Origin of the sequence: Kribbella soli (genome assembly GCF_004331345.1) — a bacterium.
In the GTDB taxonomy this organism is placed as follows: Bacteria; Actinomycetota; Actinomycetes; order Propionibacteriales; family Kribbellaceae; genus Kribbella; species Kribbella soli.
Genome location: NZ_SJJZ01000001.1, coordinates 2,062,893 through 2,084,100, shown reverse-complemented (window position 1 = coordinate 2,084,100; position 21,208 = coordinate 2,062,893). Strand labels below are relative to the sequence as shown.

At 68.4% G+C, this 21,208-nt stretch carries 25 protein-coding genes; 12 read left to right on the top strand and 13 right to left on the bottom strand.

Annotation, left to right across the window (positions count from 1 at the left end; translation table 11 throughout):
* The first annotated feature begins 118 nt into the window (after positions 1-118).
* Both E0H45_RS10445 and E0H45_RS10440 read left to right on the top strand, forming a co-directional pair.
* Positions 119-682, top strand: coding sequence for an ArsR/SmtB family transcription factor (locus tag E0H45_RS10445; protein ID WP_130387133.1), 564 nt, complete (start codon positions 119-121; stop codon positions 680-682).
* Positions 675-1,505 (top strand): SRPBCC family protein, encoded by an 831-nt coding sequence (locus tag E0H45_RS10440; RefSeq protein ID WP_131336497.1) that lies wholly within the window; start codon positions 675-677, stop codon positions 1,503-1,505. The genes E0H45_RS10445 and E0H45_RS10440 overlap by 8 nt, the downstream gene beginning before the upstream one ends.
* On the opposite strand, the gene E0H45_RS10435 is transcribed toward E0H45_RS10440, so the two are convergent.
* Positions 1,502-2,404: a LysR family transcriptional regulator gene (locus tag E0H45_RS10435; RefSeq protein WP_131336495.1), complete on the bottom strand. Its 903-nt coding sequence runs from the start codon at positions 2,402-2,404 to the stop codon at positions 1,502-1,504. The genes E0H45_RS10440 and E0H45_RS10435 overlap by 4 nt on opposite strands.
* Before the next feature lie 82 nt (positions 2,405-2,486).
* Here E0H45_RS10435 and E0H45_RS10430 point away from each other — a divergent pair, with 82 nt between their 5' ends.
* Together E0H45_RS10430 and E0H45_RS10425 are read left to right on the top strand one after the other, a co-directional pair.
* Positions 2,487-3,710 (top strand): MFS transporter, encoded by a 1,224-nt coding sequence (locus tag E0H45_RS10430; RefSeq protein WP_131336493.1) that lies wholly within the window; start codon positions 2,487-2,489, stop codon positions 3,708-3,710.
* A 12-nt stretch (positions 3,711-3,722) separates the two neighbouring features.
* Complete coding sequence (locus tag E0H45_RS10425) at positions 3,723-4,535, top strand: phosphotransferase enzyme family protein (protein WP_131336491.1); 813 nt, start codon at positions 3,723-3,725, stop codon at positions 4,533-4,535.
* Here the strand turns inward: E0H45_RS10425 and E0H45_RS10420 are convergent.
* On the bottom strand, positions 4,532-4,984 hold the full coding sequence (locus E0H45_RS10420; protein WP_131336489.1) for a winged helix-turn-helix transcriptional regulator: 453 nt from the start codon (positions 4,982-4,984) through the stop codon (positions 4,532-4,534). The two genes, E0H45_RS10425 and E0H45_RS10420, sit on opposite strands and share 4 nt — an antisense overlap.
* Before the next feature lie 85 nt (positions 4,985-5,069).
* On the opposite strand from E0H45_RS10420, the gene E0H45_RS10415 reads away from it, so the two are divergent.
* The 3 genes from E0H45_RS10415 to E0H45_RS10405 are packed head-to-tail and all read left to right on the top strand — an operon-like array spanning position 5,070 to position 6,781.
* Positions 5,070-5,660 (top strand): dihydrofolate reductase family protein, encoded by a 591-nt coding sequence (locus E0H45_RS10415; RefSeq protein ID WP_131336487.1) that lies wholly within the window; start codon positions 5,070-5,072, stop codon positions 5,658-5,660.
* 32 nt (positions 5,661-5,692) lie between these two features.
* Positions 5,693-6,076 (top strand): TIGR03618 family F420-dependent PPOX class oxidoreductase, encoded by a 384-nt coding sequence (locus E0H45_RS10410; protein ID WP_131336485.1) that lies wholly within the window; start codon positions 5,693-5,695, stop codon positions 6,074-6,076.
* Positions 6,077-6,091: 15 nt separating this feature from the next.
* Positions 6,092-6,781: a dienelactone hydrolase family protein gene (locus E0H45_RS10405; RefSeq protein WP_131336483.1), complete on the top strand. Its 690-nt coding sequence runs from the start codon at positions 6,092-6,094 to the stop codon at positions 6,779-6,781.
* On the opposite strand, the gene E0H45_RS10400 is transcribed toward E0H45_RS10405, so the two are convergent.
* Both E0H45_RS10400 and E0H45_RS10395 read right to left on the bottom strand, forming a co-directional pair.
* A complete protein-coding gene (locus E0H45_RS10400; RefSeq protein WP_131336481.1) occupies positions 6,759-7,319 on the bottom strand; it encodes a putative immunity protein in 561 nt (186 codons plus the stop codon). The genes E0H45_RS10405 and E0H45_RS10400 overlap by 23 nt on opposite strands.
* Before the next feature lie 39 nt (positions 7,320-7,358).
* Positions 7,359-8,291 (bottom strand): AraC family transcriptional regulator, encoded by a 933-nt coding sequence (locus E0H45_RS10395; protein ID WP_131336479.1) that lies wholly within the window; start codon positions 8,289-8,291, stop codon positions 7,359-7,361.
* Between the two features lie 91 nt (positions 8,292-8,382).
* Here E0H45_RS10395 and E0H45_RS10390 point away from each other — a divergent pair, with 91 nt between their 5' ends.
* Complete coding sequence (locus E0H45_RS10390; RefSeq protein WP_131336477.1) at positions 8,383-9,216, top strand: NAD(P)H-binding protein; 834 nt, start codon at positions 8,383-8,385, stop codon at positions 9,214-9,216.
* A 133-nt stretch (positions 9,217-9,349) separates the two neighbouring features.
* On the opposite strand, the gene E0H45_RS10385 is transcribed toward E0H45_RS10390, so the two are convergent.
* The 3 genes from E0H45_RS10385 to E0H45_RS10375 all read right to left on the bottom strand — a co-directional run bounded on the left by E0H45_RS10385 (position 9,350) and on the right by E0H45_RS10375 (position 12,382).
* Positions 9,350-10,507 (bottom strand): zinc metalloprotease, encoded by a 1,158-nt coding sequence (locus E0H45_RS10385; RefSeq protein ID WP_131336475.1) that lies wholly within the window; start codon positions 10,505-10,507, stop codon positions 9,350-9,352.
* Between the two features lie 94 nt (positions 10,508-10,601).
* Positions 10,602-11,414, bottom strand: a complete 813-nt coding sequence (locus E0H45_RS10380; protein WP_131336473.1) for an ABC transporter permease — start codon at positions 11,412-11,414, stop codon at positions 10,602-10,604.
* Positions 11,411-12,382, bottom strand: coding sequence for an ATP-binding cassette domain-containing protein (locus E0H45_RS10375; RefSeq protein ID WP_131336471.1), 972 nt, complete (start codon positions 12,380-12,382; stop codon positions 11,411-11,413). The genes E0H45_RS10380 and E0H45_RS10375 overlap by 4 nt, the downstream gene beginning before the upstream one ends.
* A gap of 87 nt (positions 12,383-12,469) precedes the next feature.
* On the opposite strand from E0H45_RS10375, the gene E0H45_RS10370 reads away from it, so the two are divergent.
* Positions 12,470-13,435, top strand: coding sequence for a helix-turn-helix transcriptional regulator (locus E0H45_RS10370; protein WP_131336469.1), 966 nt, complete (start codon positions 12,470-12,472; stop codon positions 13,433-13,435).
* A complete protein-coding gene (locus tag E0H45_RS10365) occupies positions 13,432-14,016 on the top strand; it encodes a YdeI/OmpD-associated family protein (RefSeq protein WP_131336467.1) in 585 nt (194 codons plus the stop codon). The genes E0H45_RS10370 and E0H45_RS10365 overlap by 4 nt, the downstream gene beginning before the upstream one ends.
* Before the next feature lie 79 nt (positions 14,017-14,095).
* Here the strand turns inward: E0H45_RS10365 and E0H45_RS10360 are convergent, their stop codons facing one another.
* The 6 genes from E0H45_RS10360 to E0H45_RS10335 all read right to left on the bottom strand — a co-directional run bounded on the left by E0H45_RS10360 (position 14,096) and on the right by E0H45_RS10335 (position 19,725).
* On the bottom strand, positions 14,096-14,431 hold the full coding sequence (locus tag E0H45_RS10360; protein WP_131336465.1) for a cupin domain-containing protein: 336 nt from the start codon (positions 14,429-14,431) through the stop codon (positions 14,096-14,098).
* 67 nt (positions 14,432-14,498) lie between these two features.
* A complete protein-coding gene (locus E0H45_RS10355) occupies positions 14,499-15,308 on the bottom strand; it encodes a phytanoyl-CoA dioxygenase family protein (protein WP_131336463.1) in 810 nt (269 codons plus the stop codon).
* A gap of 96 nt (positions 15,309-15,404) precedes the next feature.
* The gene (gene pip, locus E0H45_RS10350) at positions 15,405-16,358 is read right to left on the bottom strand and encodes a prolyl aminopeptidase (RefSeq protein ID WP_131336461.1); all 954 of its coding nucleotides are present in this window, start codon (positions 16,356-16,358) and stop codon (positions 15,405-15,407) included.
* Positions 16,359-17,267 (bottom strand): UbiA prenyltransferase family protein, encoded by a 909-nt coding sequence (locus tag E0H45_RS10345; RefSeq protein ID WP_131336459.1) that lies wholly within the window; start codon positions 17,265-17,267, stop codon positions 16,359-16,361.
* A gap of 57 nt (positions 17,268-17,324) precedes the next feature.
* The gene (locus tag E0H45_RS10340) at positions 17,325-18,161 is read right to left on the bottom strand and encodes a Vgb family protein (protein WP_131336457.1); all 837 of its coding nucleotides are present in this window, start codon (positions 18,159-18,161) and stop codon (positions 17,325-17,327) included.
* A complete protein-coding gene (locus E0H45_RS10335; protein WP_131336455.1) occupies positions 18,148-19,725 on the bottom strand; it encodes an ABC-F family ATP-binding cassette domain-containing protein in 1,578 nt (525 codons plus the stop codon). The genes E0H45_RS10340 and E0H45_RS10335 overlap by 14 nt, the downstream gene beginning before the upstream one ends.
* Before the next feature lie 103 nt (positions 19,726-19,828).
* Between E0H45_RS10335 and E0H45_RS10330 the strand changes: the two genes are divergently transcribed.
* Together E0H45_RS10330 and E0H45_RS10325 are read left to right on the top strand one after the other, a co-directional pair.
* Entirely contained in the window at positions 19,829-20,407 is a 579-nt protein-coding gene (locus tag E0H45_RS10330) for a TetR/AcrR family transcriptional regulator (protein WP_131336453.1), read from the top strand.
* 62 nt (positions 20,408-20,469) lie between these two features.
* Entirely contained in the window at positions 20,470-21,201 is a 732-nt protein-coding gene (locus E0H45_RS10325) for a VOC family protein (protein ID WP_131336451.1), read from the top strand.
* Positions 21,202-21,208 lie beyond the last annotated feature (7 nt).

Below are 21,208 nucleotides of genomic sequence, written 5' to 3'. Positions count from 1 at the left end.
GCTTCCTTTCCTTGACACCAACATCTGCTGGAACCGCGAACCGCCGACTTACATTCCCCGGTGATCTAAATCCCACTGATTGACAAGATTCTTTTTTACGTACAAACTTTTTTGTGTGATGAGAGACGTGATGCATCTGGAGCAGCTCGAGCAGGCCGAGGCCCTGTTCAAGCCGCAGCGGATCGAGGTGCTGCGGCGGCTGGCGGAGCCGGCCACCTGTGGCGACGTGGCCGAGCAGCTCGGCCAGACTCCGCAGCGCGTCTACTACCACGTGAAGCGCCTCGTCGAGGCGGGACTGGTGACCCAGGTGGACGAGCGCAAGGTGCGCGGGATCCGCGAGGGTATCTACCAGGCGACGGCCCGTTCGTACTGGCTGTCCCCGACGCTCGTCGGCCGGATCGGCGGACTCCGCCGGACCCGCGACGAGCTGAGCCTCGGCTACGTGCTGGACCTGATGGAAGAGGTCCAGACCGACATCGCCGCGCTGGATCGGTCGGCTCCGGAGCTGCCGTCCATCGGGGTGTCCGGTGAGATCCGGGTTCCACCGGACCGACGGCGGGAGTTCTTCGAGGACCTGCGCGGCACGCTGCAGGACCTCTTCGAGCGCTACGGCGGCAGCGAGGGCGACGCCTTCAAGCTCGCGGTGGCCTGCTACCCCAAGGGAGACCGAACCAATGACTGAACCACTTGTCCTGCAAGTGCGCGCCCAGGTCGGCATCGACGACGTCCGGCAGGCGCTGACCGATCCGAAGGCCCTGAACCTCTGGCTCGGTGAGCACTCGACCGTCGACCTGCCCGGCACGTTCGAGTTCTGGGGCCGCTACATCCCCGAGGGCGACGCGCCCCACCAGCGAGTCCTCGGGTACGACGGAAGTACGCTGACGCTGGCGTGGACGCTCGGCGGCGAGGAGACGACCACCGAGATCACGCTGACACCCGACGGCGACGACGCGACGCTGGTCAAGCTGTCGCAGACCGGCTTCGACTTCGCGGACGCGATCAGCGGCGCGAACATCCGCGGCGTACTGCAGACCTTCTGGTCGCTGGCGCTCGCGAACCTCGTCGACCATCTCGACGGTCGCGAGCTCACCACCAGGCCGGACTTCACCTCGCCGGTGTTCGCGGGCGAGGCGCTGATCGACGCGCCGGTCGCGCAGGTGTACTCGTCGCTGACCGAGGCCGAGAAGGCGTCGGCGTGGTTCGGGTACCCGGTCGAGATCGACCTCCGGAAGGGCGGCCGGTTCGCGATGGGCGGGTTCGACGCCGGCCCGGGCGTGGAGATCGTCGACCTGGTCGAGGGTCAGAAGATGTCGATGGACTGGGGTCCGGCCGGCATCAGCACCTGGGAGCTCGCCGAGTCCGACGGGAAGACCCGGCTGACCTTCGTGATGAGCGGGTTCGACGAGTCCAACCCGCCGTACGGCGCCTGGCTCGGCTGGCTCAGCGGGGTCGCCGCGCTCCGCCGCTTCAACGAACTTCCCGACTGGAAGATCTGGGCTGCTTAGAAGTACGGACCTTCCGGGCGGGTCGAGTCGCCGATCAGATCGAGCAGGGCGGTCACCGCTCTGCTCGGTCGCCGTCCGGCGATCGTCACGACGGACAACGTCCAGGTCAGCTCCGCGCCGGTGATCGACAGCTTGGCGACGCCGGGCTCCTCGGCCAGTTCGAGATCCGGTACGACGCCGACACCGAGACCGGCCCGAACGTAGTCCGGGATCGTGGTCAGTTCCGGCACCTCGACCTGGATCCGCCGGGGCATCCCGATCGTGTCGAACGCCCGGTCGACCATCTTCCGGTTCCCGAAACCCGCTGGCATGTCCACGAACCGCTCAGTGGCGAGCTCGTCGAGTCCGATACCGGCGCGCTCGGCGAGCGGATGCGACGACGGGACGAGCGCCACGAACGGAACCGTGGCGATGTCGCGGACCTCGAGACCGGACAACTCCGGACGCGGCAGCCCGAGCAGCGCAACGTCCAGACGACCGTGCCGTACGTCGTCCGCGAGGCCGGTCGATCCGGTCGGCGACGTCGCGACCTGCACCTCGACCAGCGGGTACTTGCGATGGAACGCGCCGAGCAGCTCGGCCATGTTCACCAGGCTGAGCCGGGCCAGCGTCCCGATCCGGATGCTGCCGCGCAACCCCGACGACGCCTCCTCGACCGCGGCCCGCGCGCGGTCCAACGCCTCCAGCGCAGCCTTCGCCTCAGGCAGCAACGCCTGCCCGGTCGCTGACAGCACGACGCGCCGGGTCGAGCGATCGAAGAGAGTCGTCTTCAGATCCGTCTCGAGAGCGCGTACGGCGGCCGAGACCGTGGACTGCACCGTGAACAGCCGGTGCGCCGCGCGGGTGAAACTCAGCTCCTCGGCGACGGCGACGAAGTACTCCAGCTGGCGACTGTCCACAGGATCAATTATCGGATTTGGCGATAAGAGCGTGCAAGAACTTTCGTTGGACTCGATAGATGGCGCGCGGCACGCTGGAAACATGTCCACCATGACGTCTTCGCGGGCCGGCGTACGGATCCGGTTCGCTCATGCTCCGGGGTTCTGGGTGATCGCGGCGGCCTTCCTCACCACGATGGCCTTCTCGACGATCCCGACTCCGCTCTATGCGATCTACCAGCAGCGCGACGGCTTCCCGACATACGTGATCACGGTGATCTTCGCGAGCTACGCGGTCGGGGTGATGGCGTCGCTGTACCTGGCGGGGCATGTCAGCGACTGGCTCGGGCGGCGGCGGGTCGCGTTGCTCGCAGTACTCGCAGAGGCGTTGTCGGCGGCGATCTTCCTGATCTGGCCGGAAGTCCCCGGGCTGCTGCTGGCGCGGTTCATCTGCGGTGTCGGCGTCGGCGTACTGACGGCGACCGCGACCGCGCACCTGTCCGAGCTACGGCAGATCGCGCGTCCCGGTGAGGACCCCAGTCGGTCGGCGCTGATCTCGAGCATGGTGAACCTCGGCGGGCTCGCGTTCGGGCCGCTCGTGGGTGGACTGCTGGCGCAGTACGTGTCGTCGCCGCTGGAGCGTCCGTACGAGATCTTCCTGGTGCTGCTGCTGATCAGCGCGGTGGGGATCGCGCTGGTGCCGGAGACCGTGGAGCGGCTGGAGGAGCGTCCGGCGTACCGGCCGCAGCGGGTGGCGCTGCCCTCGTCCGCGCGTCCGCTCTTCTTCGCGTCCGCGATCGGTGCCTTCGCCGCGTTCGCGATCTTCGGTCTCTTCACGTCGCTGGCGCCGACGTTCCTGGCCGGCGTCCTGCACCACACGTCCCGCCTGCTCGCCGGGGTCGTCACGTTCGCCGTCTTCATCGCCGGCGCCGCGAGCCAGGCCGTCTTCGTCCGCCTCAGCCGCCCGGCTCAGCTCCGCCTCGGACTGGTCGCGATGTCCGTCGGCCTGGTGGGCGTGGCGGTCGGCGGTCTCATCCCGAACCTGTACCTCTTCGTCATCGGCGGTGTCGTCGCCGGCGCGGGGGTAGGCCTCGTCTTCCGCGGCGCAGTCGCGACTGCTGCATCGCTCGCCGACCCATCCTCCCGCGGCGAAGTCCTCGCCGCCCTCTTCCTGATCGCGTACGCCGGACTCGCGATCCCGGTCCTCGCAATCGGCCTGGGCATCGCGCTCCTCCCGGCCCAGGTCGCGCTCCTGCTCTTCTCGGCGCTGATCCTGATCCTGGTGAACGCCGCCGTAATCCGGATGCTCGCCGCCCAGCGCAGGTGATGTGATGCGGGTGTGGACCTCGAACGCGACTACGGACTGACTGTCTCCTCGCTGGAGCCGCACCCCGGCGGCTTCGCCACCGACGGCTGGGTGGCGGACGGCCGATGGTTCGTGAAGGTGTGGAAGGAAGGCGAGGAGCCGTCAGGGCTCTCGCAGCTGGCCGAGTTGGGAGCTCTCGGGCTGCCGGTAGTGGAGCCGTTGCGGACGCTGCAGGGCGAGCTGTCCGCGAAGAACGTCGCTGTTTTCCCTTATATCGAAGGGCGTACGGCGGCCTGGAGCGACTGGCGTGTGGTGGCCCGGGCGTTGCGGCAGGTTCATGAGGCGCCGCTGCGGGTGACGCTGCCGCGCGCAGACGTCAGCGAGCCGCACATCTCTAGCCTTGGGCGGAATCTGCAGCACCCGTGGATCGCGGACCGGGCGGACGTGGTCGCCGCGGCGATCGCGCGGTTGGACGACGTACGAACGCGGCTCAAACCAGTGCGCGACGTCCTGTGCCACACAGACCTCCACGGGTTGAACGTCTTGATCGACAACCACGGTGAGGTGGCGGCGATCCTCGACTGGGAGAACGCCGTGATCGGGCCCCGTGAGTACGACGTGTGGGTAGCCGCCGACGGTGATCGGCTGGCGGAGTTCCTCGACGAGTACGGCGCCGACGACCTGGACGTCGACCACCTCGAGTTCGCGCTTCTCGCCCGCGGCCTGCGGGACATGTCCGCCCGGGTGATGTTCGAGGTCGATCGACCGGGAGTGGACACCTGGGGTTTCGACCGGATCGCCTGCGTGGACAGCGACCTCGAGGTGTTCCGCCAGTACTGCAGCTAGGCCGCCGCGCCTGGGCCGGGGAGGATGTCGATGTCGTCGGCGTGCATCGGCTTGCCGCAGTGGGCGCAGGCGAGGTCGACGTGGCTGATCTCCCCGCAGGCGTGGTGCCGGTAGAGGACCGGCGGTCCCGCTTCCCCGGCCAGCCATTTGTCGCCCCAGGCAACCATCACCATCAGGACGTCGAGCAGTTCGCGACCGCGATCGGTCAGCACGTACTCGTACCGCGGCCGCTTGTCGTACGGCCGACGCTCCAGCACGCCACGGTCGACCAGGTGGTTCAGCCGCTCGGTGAGCACCTTGCGGGAGATTCCGAGGTCCGCCTGGAGCTGCTCGAACCGGGAGAACCCGACCCAGACGTCGCGCAGGATCAACGGCGACCATGGCTCGCCGATCACGTCCATCGTGCGCGCGATCGAGCACGCCATCTCACTGAAGTCCGTTCGCTGCATGACACCAGTCTAGCGTTTAGGGTTCCCTAAAGGAACTCCATCATGTTAGCGTTCCTTCAAGGAACTCCAAGGAAAGGTGAACACGATGAGCAAGGTCGTCTGCGCCCTCGCAGTCTCGGTCGACGGGTACATCACCGGACGCGGCTCCGGTCCGGATCACGGGCTCGGCGATGCGCCGATGCTGTTCGACTGGTACTTCGACGGTGACACGCCGAGCCAGGTGTTCGACGGCTTCAAGCTGAGCGCACCGAGCGCACGGATCTTCGACGCGCTCGCCGGCCGGGTCGGCGCAGTGATCGCCGGGCACAAGACGTACAACGACTCGGGCCACTTCGGCGGCGGCAGCCCGCACCCGAAGGCCTCGCTGGTCGTCGTGAGCCACGGCCCGGTGGCGGAGATCAGCGAACGACAGACTCTCGCCAACACCATCGAGGATGCGGTCGCCGCGGCGCGTGACCTGGCCGGCGGGAAAGACGTCGGTCTGATGGGTGGCGGTGTCGCGACCGCGGCACTCCAGGCGGGGCTCGTCGACGAGATCGTGCTGCATCAGGTGCCGATCCTGCTCGGCGGCGGCCGGCCCTTCTTCCAGGAGTTGCCCGAGCACGTCCGCCTGAACTTGATCGAGGCCGTGCCTGCCCCTGGCGTCACCCACCTCCACTACGAGATCGTCCGCTAACCCCATCGCCACCCGCCTGAAGGAGCAGAGTCATGTTGAAGCCCGCCGTACGTAGCGCCGTCGAGAGCACGTCCATCGCCCACCTGGCCACCGTTCTGCCGGACGGGTCGCCGCACTCCATCCCGCTCTGGGTGAGCCTGCTCGACGACAAGATCATCTTCCTGACCGGCCCGAACTCCCAGAAGGCCCGCAACGTCCGCCGCGATCCCCGCGTCGCGCTGTCGCTCGCGCCGGTCGACAACCCGTACGAGCCGGTCATCGTCCGCGGTCGCGTCGTCGAGTGGATCGACGGCGACGCGGGCTGGGAGCTCGTCGACCAGATCGCCCAGAAGTACATCGGCCAGCCCTACGGCCGCGACGTGGAACGCGTCATCGGCGTCATCGAGGTGGACCACCAAACGGTCGGCGTCAGCTGACCATAAGATGCGCGCATGGGTGTGACTGTGAAGGTTGGGGAGCAGGACGCTTATCTCGCGCGGGTCGGGCGGGCCGGCATGTTGCTGCTGCCGATGATCACGGGGATCGGTGAGCAGATCCGGGAGTGGGCCGACGAGTTGGCCGGGGAAGGGATCACCGCGCTGGCGTGGGATCCGTTCAAGGGGCGCAGCACCGACAACGCCACCCGGGAAGAGCTCAGCGGGATGCTGCGGGAGATGGACGACGACACCGCTCTCACCGAGCAGGGCGCGTTGCTGGACTACCTGTTCGACGAGCTCGGGTGCAACAAGGTCGGCGTCATCGGATGGTGCCTCGGCGGGCGGTTCGCCTTCCTGCTCGGGGCGCGCGACCAGCGGGTGGCGAACGTCGTCGCCTTCCACCCGACCGTGCCGTCGAACCGGCCGCCGCATCACACGTACGACGCAATTGCCGAGGCTGCCGGGGTTACGGCGCCGGTGCTGGTGAGCTACCCGAGCGCGGACACCGCCGTACCCACTGCGGACTTCGAGACCTTGCAGACCGTGTTGCAGGCACGGACCGCCGGCGGGACGTTCACGCAGTACTTCCCCGGTGCAGACCACGGGTTCTCGGACAAGTCCCGGCACGACAAGGACGTCAACGCGGACGCGTTCCGGCTGGCGTGGCCGCAGGCGCTCGCGTTCATGAAGTCGACGGTCGCCTGAGCTCAGCCTCCAGTTGGCGGTGCAGCTCACCGAGCCGACTGCGGCCGGGAGCGCCGTCGGGGTAGCGCGCGAGAACCTCGCGGACCGTGGGCGGGACGCGTTCGACTGCCCACCGAATGACCGCATCGGCGGCAGCCGGATCGCCGGTCGCCAGCTCCTGCGCGTACGCCGCATACTGCGCCGCCGCGACGATGTGCTTCACCTGAGTGGCCGCCGCGAACGGATGCAGGTACGCCGAACCAGCGGCACCTACTGCTGCCCGCGCAGCCGCCCCTGCGGCCTTCCGCTCGCGGCCGTGGAGGCCGCCCGCGTCCAGCTCGCCCGCTGCCTTGAGCGCCGCCCACGCGGCGGTCCGGATCGCCTTGGTTCGCTTGCCTCCGGCACCGAACTCGCGGGTTGCCTCGATCGCGTCCCGCGCCCGCCGATCGCCCGGCGCCGCCGCCTCGAACAGGGCCAGCGCCTGCTCGGCGCAGTCGGCCGTCCACAGGCTCAGCTGTCGTAGCTCGTCAAGGCTCAGCGGGATTTCTTCATGACCCATGAGCCTCAATCGTATCGTTGAACTCGTCGGTTGAAGCTTTCACGCCGCCCGGCGATGCGCGGTAGGCGTGACTCCCCGGACCCGCTTGAACGCAACGCTCAACGCGAAGGCGTTCGCGTACCCGACCCGCCGGGCGATCGTCTCGACGGTGTCCCGGGTCGATCGCAGCTGATCCGCGGCGAGCGTGATCCGCCAGCCGGTCAGGTAGCTCATCGGCGCCTCGCCGACGACCGCCGAGAATCGCCGGGCCAACGATGCGCGCGAGATCCCGACCCGATCCGCGAGCTCGCTGACGTTCCACGGGTACGCCGGGTCCTCGTGCAGCAAGCGCAACGCCGTACCCGCCACCGGATCGGTCTGCGCCTGGTACCACCCCGGCGCGTGCGAGTCCGGCCGGGCGAACCACGCGCGCAGCGTGGTGATCAGCGCCAGGTCGAGCCACCGGTCCAGCACACTCTGCTGACCGGCGGCGTCCCGCTGGATCTCGCTGGTGATCATGTCCATCACCGATCCCGCTACCTCGGCCGCCGGTACGACAAGCACCGGCGGGAGTGCGGTGACGAGCCTCCGGTTGACGTCGCCGGCCACCTGGTAGGTGCCGCTGGCAACCATCACCTCACCCGACTTGCGGGCGCCGTACGTCCGCACGCCGAGTCGGGCCGAGTAGTCGATCGGTGCCCCGGGCAACGGTTCGCAGATGCCGCCGGGGTGGATCCGAAGCTGCGGTGCGGTCGTCAGGCTGTCGCTGACGACGTACGGCTCCGGACCGGTGACGATCGCGACGTCGCCCTGCTCCATCCGCTGCGGCTCGAGACCCTCGCGGGTCACCCAGCCGGAGCCGCGGATCAGGGTCGCGAGCGCCAGCGGCGCCTCGTCCCGGATCTCCAGCGCCCAGGGCAGATCCAGGATCGTCAGGTTGAACACCCCGTCCTGTGCGCGGGTCCCGGCCAGCAGTTCGTCGAGCACGTCCATGCGACGAGCCTACGTCAGGCTGAGCGTTCGGAACATCGAATTGCGGCGTACGGCCATGGTTTGTCTCACCGCGCTCCGGTGGACTAGAGCCATGAACCCGATTCTGATCCTCAGTGGCAAAGGCAAGACCGGCCGTCGCGTCGCGGCGCAGCTCGACGCGCGGGGCATCCCGTACCGGCTCGCGTCCCGCTCCAGCGAGCGACGGTTCGACTGGTACGACGAGAGCACCTGGGCGGACGCGGTCCGCGGCACCGACACGGCGTACCTCGCGCCGCCGGTCGGGCCGACCGGACTCGCGCAGGCCGGCAGGTTCGTCGAGCAGGCCGACGGGCTGCGGCGCGTGGTGCTGCTGTCGGGCCGCGGCGTCGGCAGTCCGGGTCGCGACTTCGCCGTGTACGACGGGCAGCTCGAGCTGGAGAACGTGGTGAAGGCGAGCGGGCGGGACTGGACGATCGTGCAGCCGGCCTGGTTCGCGCAGGGTTTCAGCGAAGACTTCCTGCGCTACCACGTCCTCGCCGGCGAGATCCGGCTGTCCACGGGCACCGGTGGTGAGGCGTGGATCGACACCGACGACGTCGGCGACGTGATGACCACCGCTCTGCTCGACGAGTCGTACGTCGGCCAGACCCTCGCGATCTCCGGCCCACGCACCCTCACGATGACCGAGATCGCCGACGAACTGACCACCGCAACCGGCCGCCCGATCAAGTACGTGGACCTCGACCCCGAGGCCCACGTCGCCGAACTGACCGAGCAAGGCCTGACCCCGGAAGACGCCAGCGCCGTAGGCGACCTGTTCACCGTCATCCGCAACCACCGCTCCGAGTACGTCTCCGACGGCGTCGAGCGCGTACTCGGCCGCGCACCCCGGGACTTCACCGACTGGGCGCGCGAGACCGCTGCGACCGGGATTTGGGCTGGGTAGTTGCGGACGCCCAGCACTCCACAATTGCGGTATTGCGGGCGGGCGCACGCTCAGCCGGTCGCGCTGAGGGCAATTGATGAGTGCTGGCGGTCCGCCTCCCCGCCCACCTGAGGTGCGGGGAGGCGGATCGCGGTCAGCGGTGTTGCATCTCGGTCCACTCGTTGTGGGTGAGTTCCTGGAGTTCAGCGGCGGGAGTCTTGGACTGGAGTTCGCTGCCGCCGCCGACTGCGCCGCCGCCGAAGACGATGTTGGCCCAGTTGTTCTGGGCGATCAGGATCGACGTGGTCTTGTCGCCGTTGATGTCGGCGGCCGTCGTGGTGTCGGTGGTGTCGCCGTCGCAGTTCCAGTCGATCGGCTGGTTGGCGGCGCCGGCCGTCGTCTTGGTCGAGCCGTTCGGGCACTTCCAGCTCGTCCGGTAGCCGGCGCCCAGGCTGCCGAGGCCGACGGTCTCGTCCGGCCGGGCCTCGTTGATCGAGGTCGGCTGGACGCTCGAGTAGCCCCAGTACTTGGTGCCGTCGGCCTTGAGTACACCGCCGAGCTGGAACGAGTAGTTCATCACGCTCAGGTAGTTCGGCTTGTAGTTCAGGTTGTCGGTGCCGCCGTGCTTCAGGCCGATGTTGTGGCCGAGCTCGTGGATGAACGTGCCCACGTTGATGTCGTCGGTCGCGTTCCAGTTGCACTTCGGGCCGACCGTGACGATGAACGTGTCGTTCGGGATGTTGAAGGCCTGGCCGCTGCTGCAACCGCCGTCGTAGCTGTCGCCCCAGATCATGTAGTGGAAGACGGCCTTGCGGGCCGACGCGAAGTTGGCCGTCTTGATCGCGTTCGTCTGGGTCGCCGACGGGTTCAGGTCGGCGTCGTACGCGACCTCGTTGCCACCGCCGAGGTTGTACGCCGTACCGCGGGCGGAGCCGGCGTCGAGGTGGATCTTGATTCCCGTGCTGCCGTCGGGGTTGCTGACCGGGGCGGACGCGAAGACCTGGACGATCCGGTCGAGGCCGGCCGTGGTGGTGAGCCGGCCGGCCATGTAGTCCATCTCGACGAACAGGTCCTTCTTCTTCGGGTTCGCGCCCATCCCGGGCAGGTCCACGTCGACGACGCCGTCACCGTTCGCGTCGTACCCGTTCGTCTCCCAGGTGTCCGGGAGCGAGTCGCCGTCGGTGTCGGTCGCGGCCACCACCCGCTTGGCGGTGTCGGCTTGCGGGAACGGCGCCGCCACCGCGCTCGAGGCGGCGAGCGCGGCGGCGGCCAGAGAAGTCAGTACGGCGAACAAGGCGGGGCGGGGCCTCATCAGATCTCCTTCGGGGGCGGTGGGTGATCTGAGCGCTACCGTAGGTGAATTCCATCGTTGAGAACGGCCCAGCGGGGACAGTGACGCAATTGGGTCAATCGGCCGAGCGGAGCATCGCGCGGATGCCGACGGTCAGTCCGAGCGCCGCCGTCACGATCGCCGCGACCCAGCCCCACAGCACCGCGCTGGACAGTACGTCGCCCGAGAACAGCGTCCGCTCCGCGTCCACGACGTACGACAACGGGTTGAACTTCGAGGCGACCCGCATCCAGCCGGGACCGGTCTCGAGCGGCAGCAGCATCCCGGACAGGATCATCAACGGGAACAGGAACGTCTGCTGCACCACCCAGAACATCCAGTCCTGCTTGCGGACCGCAATCGCCAGCGCATAGCTGAACGAACCGAGCCCGACGCCGAAGACCGCCAGCAGTGCCAGCCCGATCAGCGCGCCGCCGAGGTGCAGGTCGAACGCGAACGGTGTCATCACCGCGATCACGATCACCGCCTGCCCGAACAGCGGCACCATCTCCTTCAGTGCCCGGCCGATCAGCAACGAGGAGCGGGACAACGGCGTGACCAGCATCCGCTCGTGCGCACCGGTCTGGAACTCGAACAGCAGGTTCGCCCCGGTGGTCGACGTACCGAACAGGGTGGTCATCACCAGGATCGACGGGACGAACCACTGCCACACGCCGTCGCCGAACGTGCCGCCCATCGATCCGGACAGCAGCGGGCCGAACAGGGCGAGGAAGATCAGCGGCTGGATCATCCCGAACAGCAGGCTGAACGGGTCTCGCAGGACCGGCTTGAGTTCCCGCGTCATCACGATCCGGATGTCGCGGAGCAGGTTCCGGGAGGGCTGGGTCGAGGTCGGGGTCGAGGTTGCCGACAGGGTCAGGGTGGTCATCGGGCTGCCTTTCCGTTCGAGTCTTCGCGCAGGCTGCGGCCGGTGAGGTTGAGGAACACGTCGTCGAGGGTCGGGCGGTGCACCTGCGCCGCCGCGATCGGCACGCCGCCGCGCTGGGCGGCCGCGACCAGTTCGGGAAGCGCCGCCGGTCCGTCCGCGACCCGGACGCTCACCTCGTCGCCGACGGCGATCACTTCGCGGGCCCCGGGCAACTTCCCGGCCAGTTCGCTCAACCGTGTGATGTTGCCAGGAGCAACGGTTACCGCGAGCCGGTCGCCGGCCAGCGTGGCCTTCAGCCCGTCGGCGGTGTCGTCGGCGATCACCTCGCCGTGGTCCACGACGACCACCCGCTCGGCCATCGAGTCGGCCTCGTCCAGGTAGTGCGTGGTGAGCACGATCGTCATCGCGTACTGCTCGCGCATCCGCAGGATGTGGTCCCACAGGTTCGCCCGGTTCTGCGGGTCGAGGCCGGTCGACGGTTCGTCCAGGAACAGCAGCGACGGTGCGTGCACCAGACCCATCGCGACGTCGAGCCGCCGGCGCTGCCCGCCCGACAGGTCCGACACCTTGCGCTGGGCCAGGTCCTTCAGCTCCAGGGCTTCGAGCAGTTCGCCGGCCCGCAGCTTGGCCGTACGGCGGTCGAGTCCGTAGATCACGCCCTGCCCGACGAGCTCGTCGCCGACCCGTTGCGAGTGACCGGCGCCGTTGCCCTGTCCGACGTACCCGATCCGGCGGCGGACCTGGCTGGGTTGCGTGGTCACGTCGAACCCGGCGACTGTCGCGGTGCCCGAGGTCGGTGTGATCAAGGTGGTGAGCATGCGCAGCGTGGTGGTCTTGCCGGCGCCGTTCGGGCCGAGGACGGCGACCAGTTCGCCGGGTTCGACGTGGAGGCTGATGCCGCGGACCGCGTGCACGGTCTCGGTACGGCTCACCACGAAGTCCCGGGTGAGCGCTCGGGTGCTGATCACGATCTCTCCTTCGGTCAGGGTCTCTACGACAGACATTTCCAGTGAAAGAGGACAGGTTCTGGCCGCTACTCATGGCAATCTGAAGTCATGTCCGAGACCTCAGCCCGATTGCTCGCGCTGCTCTCCTTACTTCAGGCCCGCCGCGACTGGCCGGGCCAACTGCTGGCCGACCGCCTGGAAGTCAGCCCGCGGACCGTCCGCCGGGACGTGGACCGACTGCGCGACCTCGGGTATCCCGTGCGCGCGACCAAAGGACCTGACGGCGGCTACCGCCTGGATGCGGGCGCGGATCTGCCGCCGCTGCTGTTCGACGACGATCAGGCGATCGCGGTCGCGGTCGCCTTGCAGACGGCGACGACCACGGTCACCGGGATCGAGGAGGGCGCACTTCGGGCGCTGGCCACGGTTCGTCAGGTGATGCCGGCGCGGTTGCGGCAACGGGTCGACGCCCTGCAGGTGACCACGGTCGACCGCTACGCCAACCGCCGTACGACGGTCGACTCCGAGCAGTTGATCGCGATCGGTACGGCGGTCCGCGCAAACGAAGTACTGCGGTTCGACTACGCCGCACCTCGTGCCGCGGAAGAGGAATGGGTGCCGCCGCGGAAGGTCGAGCCGCATCATCTGGTGACGTGGGGAGGGCGCTGGTACCTCGTCGGCTGGGATCTGGATCGCAACGACTGGCGGACGTTCCGGGTGGATCGGATGACGCCGAAGACACCGACCGGGCCACGGTTCACACCGCGCGAGCTGCCGGCGCCGGACGTGGCGACGTACATCTCCAGCAAGTTCCGGGGACAGGACCGCAATCCCTGCCGTGGTGAGGCGATCCTGCAGGCGAAGGCGTCGGACATCGCGCAATGGGCCGGCCACGGTGCCGTGGTCGAGGAGCTCACGCCGACGAGTTGCCGGCTCGCCCTCAGCGGATGGTCGTGGACCGGTCTGGCCGCGACGTTCGGGATGTTCGAGTGCGACCTGGAGTTCGTCGGACCGCAAGAGTTGAAGGATGCCGCGACGCAGCTGGCTGCGCGCTATCGGGAGGCTGCCTCGTGACCGCAGAACTGATCGTCGTGGATGCCGCCGCCTGGCTGAGTTGGCTGCACGAGCATCACGAGGAATCCGATGGCGTCTGGCTCGTGCTGGCCAAGAAGAATGTGAAATCCCCGACGAGCCTGACGTACGACGAAGCACTCGAGGAAGCCCTGTGTCACGGGTGGATCGACGGGCAACGGCGGGGCCGGGACGAGCAGACGTTCGTGCAGCGGTACACGCCGCGTCGAAAACGGAGCCTGTGGTCGAAGCGGAACGTCGGCCTGATCGCGCGCCTGGAACAGGAAGGCCGGATGCGCCCGGCCGGACATGCCGAGGTCGAGCGCGCGAAGGGCGACGGCCGCTGGGACAACGCGTACGGCGGGGCTGGCGCGCTCGAGATCCCGGACGATCTGGCGGCGGCGCTGGCCGCGGAACCGAAGGCCCAGGCGATGTTCGAGATCCTGACCAGCGCCAACCGGTTCGCCGTCGTCCACCGCGTCAGCAGCGCGAAGCGCGCCGAAACCCGAGCGAAGCGGGTCGCGCTGTACGTCGAGCAGTTGTCCCGGGGCGAGACGATTTATCCGCAGAAACGAGCGCTATAGGGGTACCGCTACGCAGGCAGAAGTGCCGTTTCGCGGGGCTTTGACCCCCGTTTTGCCGGGTTCTGCCTGCGTGGCGGTCCTAGACCAGGTCGAGGGTTGCGTCCTGGCCGGCGGTCAAGGGGAAGTAGGCGAGGAAGGTGACGCCCTCGTCCTCGGTGTCGAAGCGGGCGATCCGCTCGACGGCGGGCTCGTAGAACACGTCGCCGGGGTGCAGGACCTGCGGCTCGGCGTCCTCGGCCTGCTGGTAGACGGCCGACCCCGACACGATGTTGCCGAACACGGGGCCGTTGTGGACGTGGGCGCCGAGCGCGGTGTGCGGGTCGATCGTGATCCGGCGGACCTCGACGCGCTGCACCGGGAGCGCCTCCGGCAGGTGCTGATCCAGGACGACTACGCGGCTGATCGATGAGTTCATGGCAGCATCGTACATACCAATAGGTACAGAAGGCGCGCGAGTATCAGCCGCGCCGGGGCGGGGCCGGTCAGTAGAGGACCGGGTTGAGCGGGGAGGAGATGGTCTCGCCGGGCTGGTTGCCGGGCATCCAGCTGGCCAGGTCGAGCACCTGGTTCGCGTTCGCCGGCGGCGAGATCTCCATCGCGGCGTCGACGTAGATCACCGTCATCACCCGGCGCGGGATGTCGGTGCTGTTCGGCGGCGCGTGATGGAACGTCCAGCCGAGGTGGTAGCTGACCTCGCCGAGCTCGTACGGCTCGGAGATCTCCGGGAAGTTCTGCTCCGCCAGTGCGTCCTGCAGCACGCGCTCCGACTCGTCACTGATCGGCAGGTCCCGCCCGTGCTCGAACGTGTGACTGCCGGCCGCGAACGACAGCGGCCCCATCTCCATCGGGGTCTCCTGCAGCGGGATCCAGATCGTCACGCAACGATCGGTCGCGAACGGCCAGTAGTACTGGTCCGCGTGCCACGGGGTGACTCCGCCGCCGGACTCCTTGTAGAGCGCCTGGTCGTGGTACAGCCGCACCGACTGCACGCCGAGCAGTTGCGCCGCGATCCGCGCGAGCCGCGGCGAGGACACGAACTCCAGCACCCGCTCGCTGTCCTGCCAGAGGTTCGTGACCTGCAGGAACGCCTTGCCGTAGGTGTCCCGCTCGTCCAGGGGCTGTTCCTGGGTGTTCAGCTCGATCACCTTGTCGGTGATCTCCGCCTCGTACTCCGCGATCGTCTCCGCACTGAGCACGTTCTTCAGCTTCACGAATCCGTGCTGCGCGAAGTGCGCGATGTCGGACCGACTGAGGGCATAGACGGTCTCGAGCTCCGGGCGGGTCAGAGTCATGGGACCCAAGAGTTCATGAACGTTTCATCGCTGTAAAGATCAGTGATCAAATCTTTTCCCACCGTGCACGTGCACGTGCATACCCGTCCGATCCGGTCAGCTCCGTAATGCGAAACGGTCCAGTGCGGCGAGGATCAGCTCCGTGGTACGTCGGCCGCCGGCACCGTGACCCTCTTGCTCTACGAGGTGCAACTCCGCATCCGGCCAGGCTCGAGCCATCCGCCAGGCGATGTCGGGCGGACCGCTGATGTCGAGTCGGCCATGGATCAGCACCCCCGGGATCCCGGCCAGCTTTCCCGCCTCCCGCACGAGAACATCCTCTTCCAGCCAGGCCGCGTGACCCCAGTAGTGCGTCACGAGCCGTGCGAACCGCAGGCGGAAGACGGGATCGTCGTACGCGGAGTCCGGCCGCCAGTCGGGGTGCGTGCGCACATGAGTTTCCTCCCAGTCGCACCAGTCCCGTGCGGCCTTCTCCCGTACGGCTGGATCAGCGTCGTGCAGAAGGCGGCTGTAGGCGAGCGGGAGGTTGCCGTCCCGATCTTCTTCCAGTACGCCGTCCCGGAACCGCTCCCACTCCTCCGGGAAGATCCGTCCCATGTCCCGGGTAACCCATTCGACCTCGCGGCGGGAGGTGTTCGTGACGCTGAACAACACGATCTCGGACACGGCTTCCGGGTGCTTCTCGGCGTACGCGAGTCCGAGCGTCGCGCCGTGGGACGCGCCGAGCAGCAGCCACTTCCCGATCCCGAGCTGCCGGCGGAGTCGCTCGAAGTCCGAGATCAGGTGCCAGGTGGTGTTGGTGCTGAGATCCACGTCCGGCTCGGCCGCGTCCGGCGTACTGCGGCCGCAGTTGCGCTGGTCGACGAGAACCACTTTGTACCTGGTGGGATCGAAGTACCTGCGCCACGAGGCACCGGCACCGGATCCCGGGCCGCCGTGGATCATGAGCGCGGGTTTGCCGTCCGGGTTGCCGCAGACCTCCCAGTAGACGCGGTGTCCGTCACCCACGTCGAGCATGCCGTGGTCGTATGGCTCGATCTCCGGGTACATCTAGAGCACGCCGGTGTAGGTGAGGGCGAAGGTGGCGCAGGGGAGGAGGAAGAGGGTGGCGAGGGTGATGATGCCCTTGAAGGATTGGTGGGGGCCGATGAGTTTGCGGTAGGCCGCTATCAGGACCGGGACCATCACCACCTCGAGGAGCAGCATGCTGCGGGGGATGATCGTGTTGGTGGCGGCGAGGATTACGGACAGGGCGGCTGCTGCGATCCAGGCGGCGTACCCGATCAGGTACGTCGTGTGGGCGCCGAAGCGGACTGCGATGGTCTGATAGCCGGCGGCGCGGTCCGCTTCGAGGTCGGCGAGGGTGGTGGGGAGGTAGAGGCCGATCGCGGCGAGGGTTCCCTGCAGGCCCATCAGCCAAGGGAAATCGCTCAGGTCCGGGTTGATCGCGGCCCAGCCGGCCAGCGGGCCGAAGGCACCCAGGGCCAGGGCGTTGACGGCGACGTCGAAGCCGGCGCGGGTCTTCAACCGCACTGGTGGGACGGAGTACGCGTAGCCGAGGAGTACGGCGAGCAGGACGCCCAGCGCGAACACGATCCCGACGTGCAGGCTCAATCCGACCGCTGCTACGGCCGCCGCGAACGCCAGTCGCTTCGCCGCTCTCAGCGTGATTCGCCCGTCGAGCAACGGCGACTTGGCCTTCCGCGGGTTGAGCCGATCGCTCGGCAGGTCGTACGCGTCGTTGACCGCTAGCACTGCTAGCCAGACCAGCGGGCCCATCACGACCGCCCCGACGATCAGCCGCGGCCATTCCTCGAAGGGCGGGATCAGCCGATGCGTCGCGAGCAGAATCCCCGTGTAATAAGGCACGATCGAGACCACCCAGAACGCCGGGCGACCGACCGCGACGACGTCCCGTACCCGTGCCGCCGACCCTCGAACCTGCACCACCGTGCTCACATCACCACTGTCCACCTCCGCGGTGCACCGCGTCCTCCCTCCACCGAGTGAACCTCCTCACCCGCCCGGTTGGATGTGAGCCACGGAACCCTTCTCCAGCGCGACCCACACCGACGTATCGGCGTACAGGCCGTGTGGTTCGGCCCCATCTCCGAACGCGACCTGTTCGGTGATGTTGCCCTTGGCATCGATGTGGACCAGCTCGGCCGCCGCCCACAGGGTGAGCCAGCAACCACCATCAGGTGTTGCCGCCGCGGCGTGCGGCTTCGAGTCGGCCGGAAGTACGAACTCGGAGACCGACCCGTCGACGCCGATCCGGCCCGCCTGGCTCGCCATCAGTTCGGTGAACCAGACGCCGTCCGGTCCCGCGCTGATGCCGACCGGACCCGCGGCGGGCGTCGGCAGGGGATACATCGTGACCTCGCCACCGGTAGTCATCCGGCCGATCGCGTTGGCCTGGTTGAGCGTGAACCACAGATCCCCCGCGTACGTCGTGATCATCCCGGGGAACGCACCCGTCGTACCGATCGGGTACGTCGACACGTCGCCGTCCGCCGTGATCCGCCCGATCGCGTCGATGCTCATCAACGTGCACCACAAGGCACCGTCGGGACCGACGCACAGTCCGTACGGCGTGCCCGCGAGCTCGATCGCCGACACCGCACCGTCGTACCCGATCCGGCCGATCCGGTCGTCGCCGTTGCGGGTGAACCAGACGGCGTCGTCGGGACCGTCGACGATCACGCTCGGGCGGGACTCGGGTGCGTCGAGGTCGAACACGCGACCCGAGACGGTCGCGACGCGGCCGGTGTGGACGAGCGTCGTCCACACCTCACCGCCTGCCGCGACAACGCCGTACGGCGCGCCATCGACCGTGAACTCACTGACTGACATAGGTGTTCTCCTCAAGATCGACGATGGTGCCGCGCCAGCGGGAGACGAAGCGGCGGTCGTGGCTGACCACGACGAGTGCGCCGGCGTACAGGTCGAGCGCCGCCTCCAGTTCCTCCACCAGCACGAGGGACAGGTGGTTCGTCGGCTCGTCCAGCAGCAGTACGTCGTACGGCGTGGTCAGTACTCGCGCCAACGCGAGCCGTCGGCGTTGCCCGGTCGACAACGCCCCGATTCGGGTCTGCAACTGGTCCTGACGGAACAGTCCCAGGGCGGCCGCGCCGGGATGCCGTGCGAGTGCCTCGCGCAACGTTTCGTCCGGTCGCGCCTCGGCCACCTCCTGCTGCAGGTAGCCGATCCGTCCGTGGCGATCGACGTACCCGGAGTCCGGCGGGAGCGCACCGGCGAGGACGTCGAGGAGGGTCGACTTGCCGGCGCCGTTCGGTCCGGTGATCAGCACGCGACCACCAGCGGGTACGTCGAGCGACGTCGGCAGGAGCCGGTCCGCGACCGCGACGCTGACCGCATCCAGCCCGGCCGGAGCGCCGGTCGTGCGGATCGACGCCTTGAACCGGAGCGGCTTCGCCGGGACCGGCGGCGGGTCTTCCTCCAGGCGGCGCAGGCGCTCCTTGGCGTTGCGGATCTTGCTCCGTTCCGCCTCGTTGACGCGACCCGTTGCCCGGTCGTACGCGGGCTTGTTGTTGTCCTTCATCGGTCGCCCGTACGCGACCCGGTCGGCGGTGGTCCGGACGGTCACGCGCATCTCCGCGACGTCGTCCTCCCACTGCTGCCGGGCCTGCTCGAGACGCGCCCGCTCGGCCGCCTTCTCGTGCAGGTAGCCCTGGAAGCCGTTGCCGTACCGCGTGACCCGGTGCGTGTCGCCGTCGACCTCGAACAGCGTCGAGGCGACTCGCTCCAGGAACGCGCGGTCGTGCGAGACGACAACCGTCGTACCGCGCCGGGATCGCAGGTGGTCCTCCAGCCAGGTGGCGGCCGACACGTCCAGGTGGTTCGTCGGCTCGTCGAGCAGCAGGACCTCCGGCGACGACGCGAGTACGGCGGCCAGGTGCAACCGCGCCAACTCGCCTCCGGACAGTTCCGACAACCGCCGATCACCGGGCAGCGTGGACAGCCCGAGGCCGTACGTCGCGCGGGCGAACCGGGCGTCTGCGTCGTACCCCTCGCGGATCTCGAACACCGTCTGGAGTTCGCCGTACTCGTCCAGGACGTCGGTGTGTCCGTCGGCAAGCAAGCCTTCCAGCGAACGCATCCGCGCCTCGATCCGGCGCAGGTCGGCGAGCGCATGATCGGCCAGCGCCTGTACGTCGAGCTCGAGCGGCAACGGGTTGTCCTGCGCGAGGAAGCCGATGCTCCCGGTGGCGCTCACCGTTCCGTCCGTGGCCTGCTCGAGACCGGCCAGGATTCGCAGCAGCGTCGACTTGCCGGAACCGTTCTCGCCGATCAGGCCGCTGACCTGCCCGGGCGGGAAGGCACAGGTGACCTGGTCGAGCACCAGGCGGTGATCGTAGGACTTGGTGACGTCGTGCAGGGACAGCTGGGTAGACATGAGGATCCTCCTGACCTCTCGCGGGTTCGTGGTTGGCGAACGGCGGGTCAGAAGATCACTGGCTACTCCCTAAATGCGACGGACGTTGCGTTAGGATGATGCCATGATCGCTGGGGATCGCGCAAGTAGGCCGGGAGGACGGACGGCCCGGGTGCGGTCGGACGTGCTCGCGGCGGTCGAGTCCGAGCTGGCCGAGCACGGGTACGACGGGCTCACGATCGGTGCGGTCGCCGCGCGTTCAGGCGTACACCGGACGACGCTGTACCGGCGCTGGAAGACGGTGGCCGGCCTGCTGGTCGACCTGCTCGAAGCCGGCGCCGACGACTCGTGGGAGCCGGCCGACACCGGTTCGCTCGAAGGAGATCTGATCGCCGTCAACCGCGAGATCCACGCCGCCCTCACCACTCGGCCGTCCATCACCCAGGCGATGATCGCAGCCTCCTTCCGTACGACGGATGCCGCCGACGCGCTCACCCGCTTCTGGGAGGACCGCTACGCGCGCACCGCCCTGGTCGTCAGCCGGGCTGTTGCCCGCGGCGAGATCCCGAGCGACACCGATGCCCATCAGGTCCTGCTCACCGCGACCGCGCCGCTCTATCACCAGGTGATCCTGCTCAGGCAGCCGATGTCCCGGGATCAGGCCGATCGCCACGCGCGGATCGCCGCAGCGTCTGTGCGCTAATTGCTTTGCGGTGCCGCTCCGCCCCGCCATACCGTGGCAGCCCCGGCCGATTGGGAGATCCGATGAGCATCAACCTCTATGCGCTGTCGCTCGACGCGAAGGATCCCGCTGGGCTGGCGCGGTTCTGGGCCGGCGTGCTCGGCTGGAAGCATGCCGACGGCAACGAGTTGCTGCCCGACGCCGACACCAGTTTCCGGCTGCGGTTCTTGCACAGTGACGTCGAGAAGGATCGCCCGAATCAGACCCACCTCCACCTGACCAGCCAAACGCCTGAGCAGCAGCAGGAGACGGTGGCGAGGGCGCTCGAGCTCGGCGGCCGGCACCTCGAGGTCGGGCAGAAGCCGGAGGAAGGACATATCGTCCTCGCGGATCCGGAAGGCAACGAGTTCTGTGTGATCGAGGCGGGGAACAAGTTCCTCGCGGACACCGCGTTCCTCGGGGAGCTGGCCCAGGACGGCACCCGGGCGGTCGGGTACTTCTGGAGCAAGGCGCTCGACTGGCCGCTGGTCTGGGACCAGGACGAGGAGACCGCGATCCAGGCGCCGTCCGGCGGACCGAAGGTCGCGTGGGGCGGGGGGCCGGTCAGCCCGAAGGCACCGAAGAACCGGCTGCACTGGGACCTCACCGTGCCGGCCGACGGTGACGTCGACGCCGAGGTCGAGCGGCTGATCGCGCTCGGCGCGACCCGGCTCGAGAGCGGCCAGGAGGGCGCGGCCGCGATCCCGATGGCCGACCCGGACGGCAACGAGTTCTGCATCCTGACCGGACCGCGAGAGCAGCCCGTAGCGTCCTGAGGCTCCG

Excerpts from the sequence above, each read along its gene's own strand:
- E0H45_RS10445 (WP_130387133.1), top strand. The coding sequence starts at position 119 with ATGAGAGACGTGATGCATCTGGAGCAGCTCGAGCAGGCCGAGGCCCTG.
- E0H45_RS10440 (WP_131336497.1), top strand. The coding sequence starts at position 675 with ATGACTGAACCACTTGTCCTGCAAGTGCGCGCCCAGGTCGGCATCGAC.
- E0H45_RS10430 (WP_131336493.1), top strand. The coding sequence starts at position 2,487 with ATGTCCACCATGACGTCTTCGCGGGCCGGCGTACGGATCCGGTTCGCT.
- E0H45_RS10420 (WP_131336489.1), bottom strand. The coding sequence starts at position 4,984 with ATGCAGCGAACGGACTTCAGTGAGATGGCGTGCTCGATCGCGCGCACG.
- E0H45_RS10415 (WP_131336487.1), top strand. The coding sequence starts at position 5,070 with ATGAGCAAGGTCGTCTGCGCCCTCGCAGTCTCGGTCGACGGGTACATC.
- E0H45_RS10410 (WP_131336485.1), top strand. The coding sequence starts at position 5,693 with ATGTTGAAGCCCGCCGTACGTAGCGCCGTCGAGAGCACGTCCATCGCC.
- E0H45_RS10405 (WP_131336483.1), top strand. The coding sequence starts at position 6,092 with ATGGGTGTGACTGTGAAGGTTGGGGAGCAGGACGCTTATCTCGCGCGG.
- E0H45_RS10400 (WP_131336481.1), bottom strand. The coding sequence starts at position 7,319 with ATGGGTCATGAAGAAATCCCGCTGAGCCTTGACGAGCTACGACAGCTG.
- E0H45_RS10395 (WP_131336479.1), bottom strand. The coding sequence starts at position 8,291 with ATGGACGTGCTCGACGAACTGCTGGCCGGGACCCGCGCACAGGACGGG.
- E0H45_RS10390 (WP_131336477.1), top strand. The coding sequence starts at position 8,383 with ATGAACCCGATTCTGATCCTCAGTGGCAAAGGCAAGACCGGCCGTCGC.
- E0H45_RS10385 (WP_131336475.1), bottom strand. The coding sequence starts at position 10,507 with ATGAGGCCCCGCCCCGCCTTGTTCGCCGTACTGACTTCTCTGGCCGCC.
- E0H45_RS10380 (WP_131336473.1), bottom strand. The coding sequence starts at position 11,414 with ATGACCACCCTGACCCTGTCGGCAACCTCGACCCCGACCTCGACCCAG.
- E0H45_RS10370 (WP_131336469.1), top strand. The coding sequence starts at position 12,470 with ATGTCCGAGACCTCAGCCCGATTGCTCGCGCTGCTCTCCTTACTTCAG.
- E0H45_RS10360 (WP_131336465.1), bottom strand. The coding sequence starts at position 14,431 with ATGAACTCATCGATCAGCCGCGTAGTCGTCCTGGATCAGCACCTGCCG.
- E0H45_RS10355 (WP_131336463.1), bottom strand. The coding sequence starts at position 15,308 with ATGACTCTGACCCGCCCGGAGCTCGAGACCGTCTATGCCCTCAGTCGG.
- pip (WP_131336461.1), bottom strand. The coding sequence starts at position 16,358 with ATGTACCCGGAGATCGAGCCATACGACCACGGCATGCTCGACGTGGGT.
- E0H45_RS10340 (WP_131336457.1), bottom strand. The coding sequence starts at position 18,161 with ATGTCAGTCAGTGAGTTCACGGTCGATGGCGCGCCGTACGGCGTTGTC.
- E0H45_RS10335 (WP_131336455.1), bottom strand. The coding sequence starts at position 19,725 with ATGTCTACCCAGCTGTCCCTGCACGACGTCACCAAGTCCTACGATCAC.
- E0H45_RS10330 (WP_131336453.1), top strand. The coding sequence starts at position 19,829 with ATGATCGCTGGGGATCGCGCAAGTAGGCCGGGAGGACGGACGGCCCGG.
- E0H45_RS10325 (WP_131336451.1), top strand. The coding sequence starts at position 20,470 with ATGAGCATCAACCTCTATGCGCTGTCGCTCGACGCGAAGGATCCCGCT.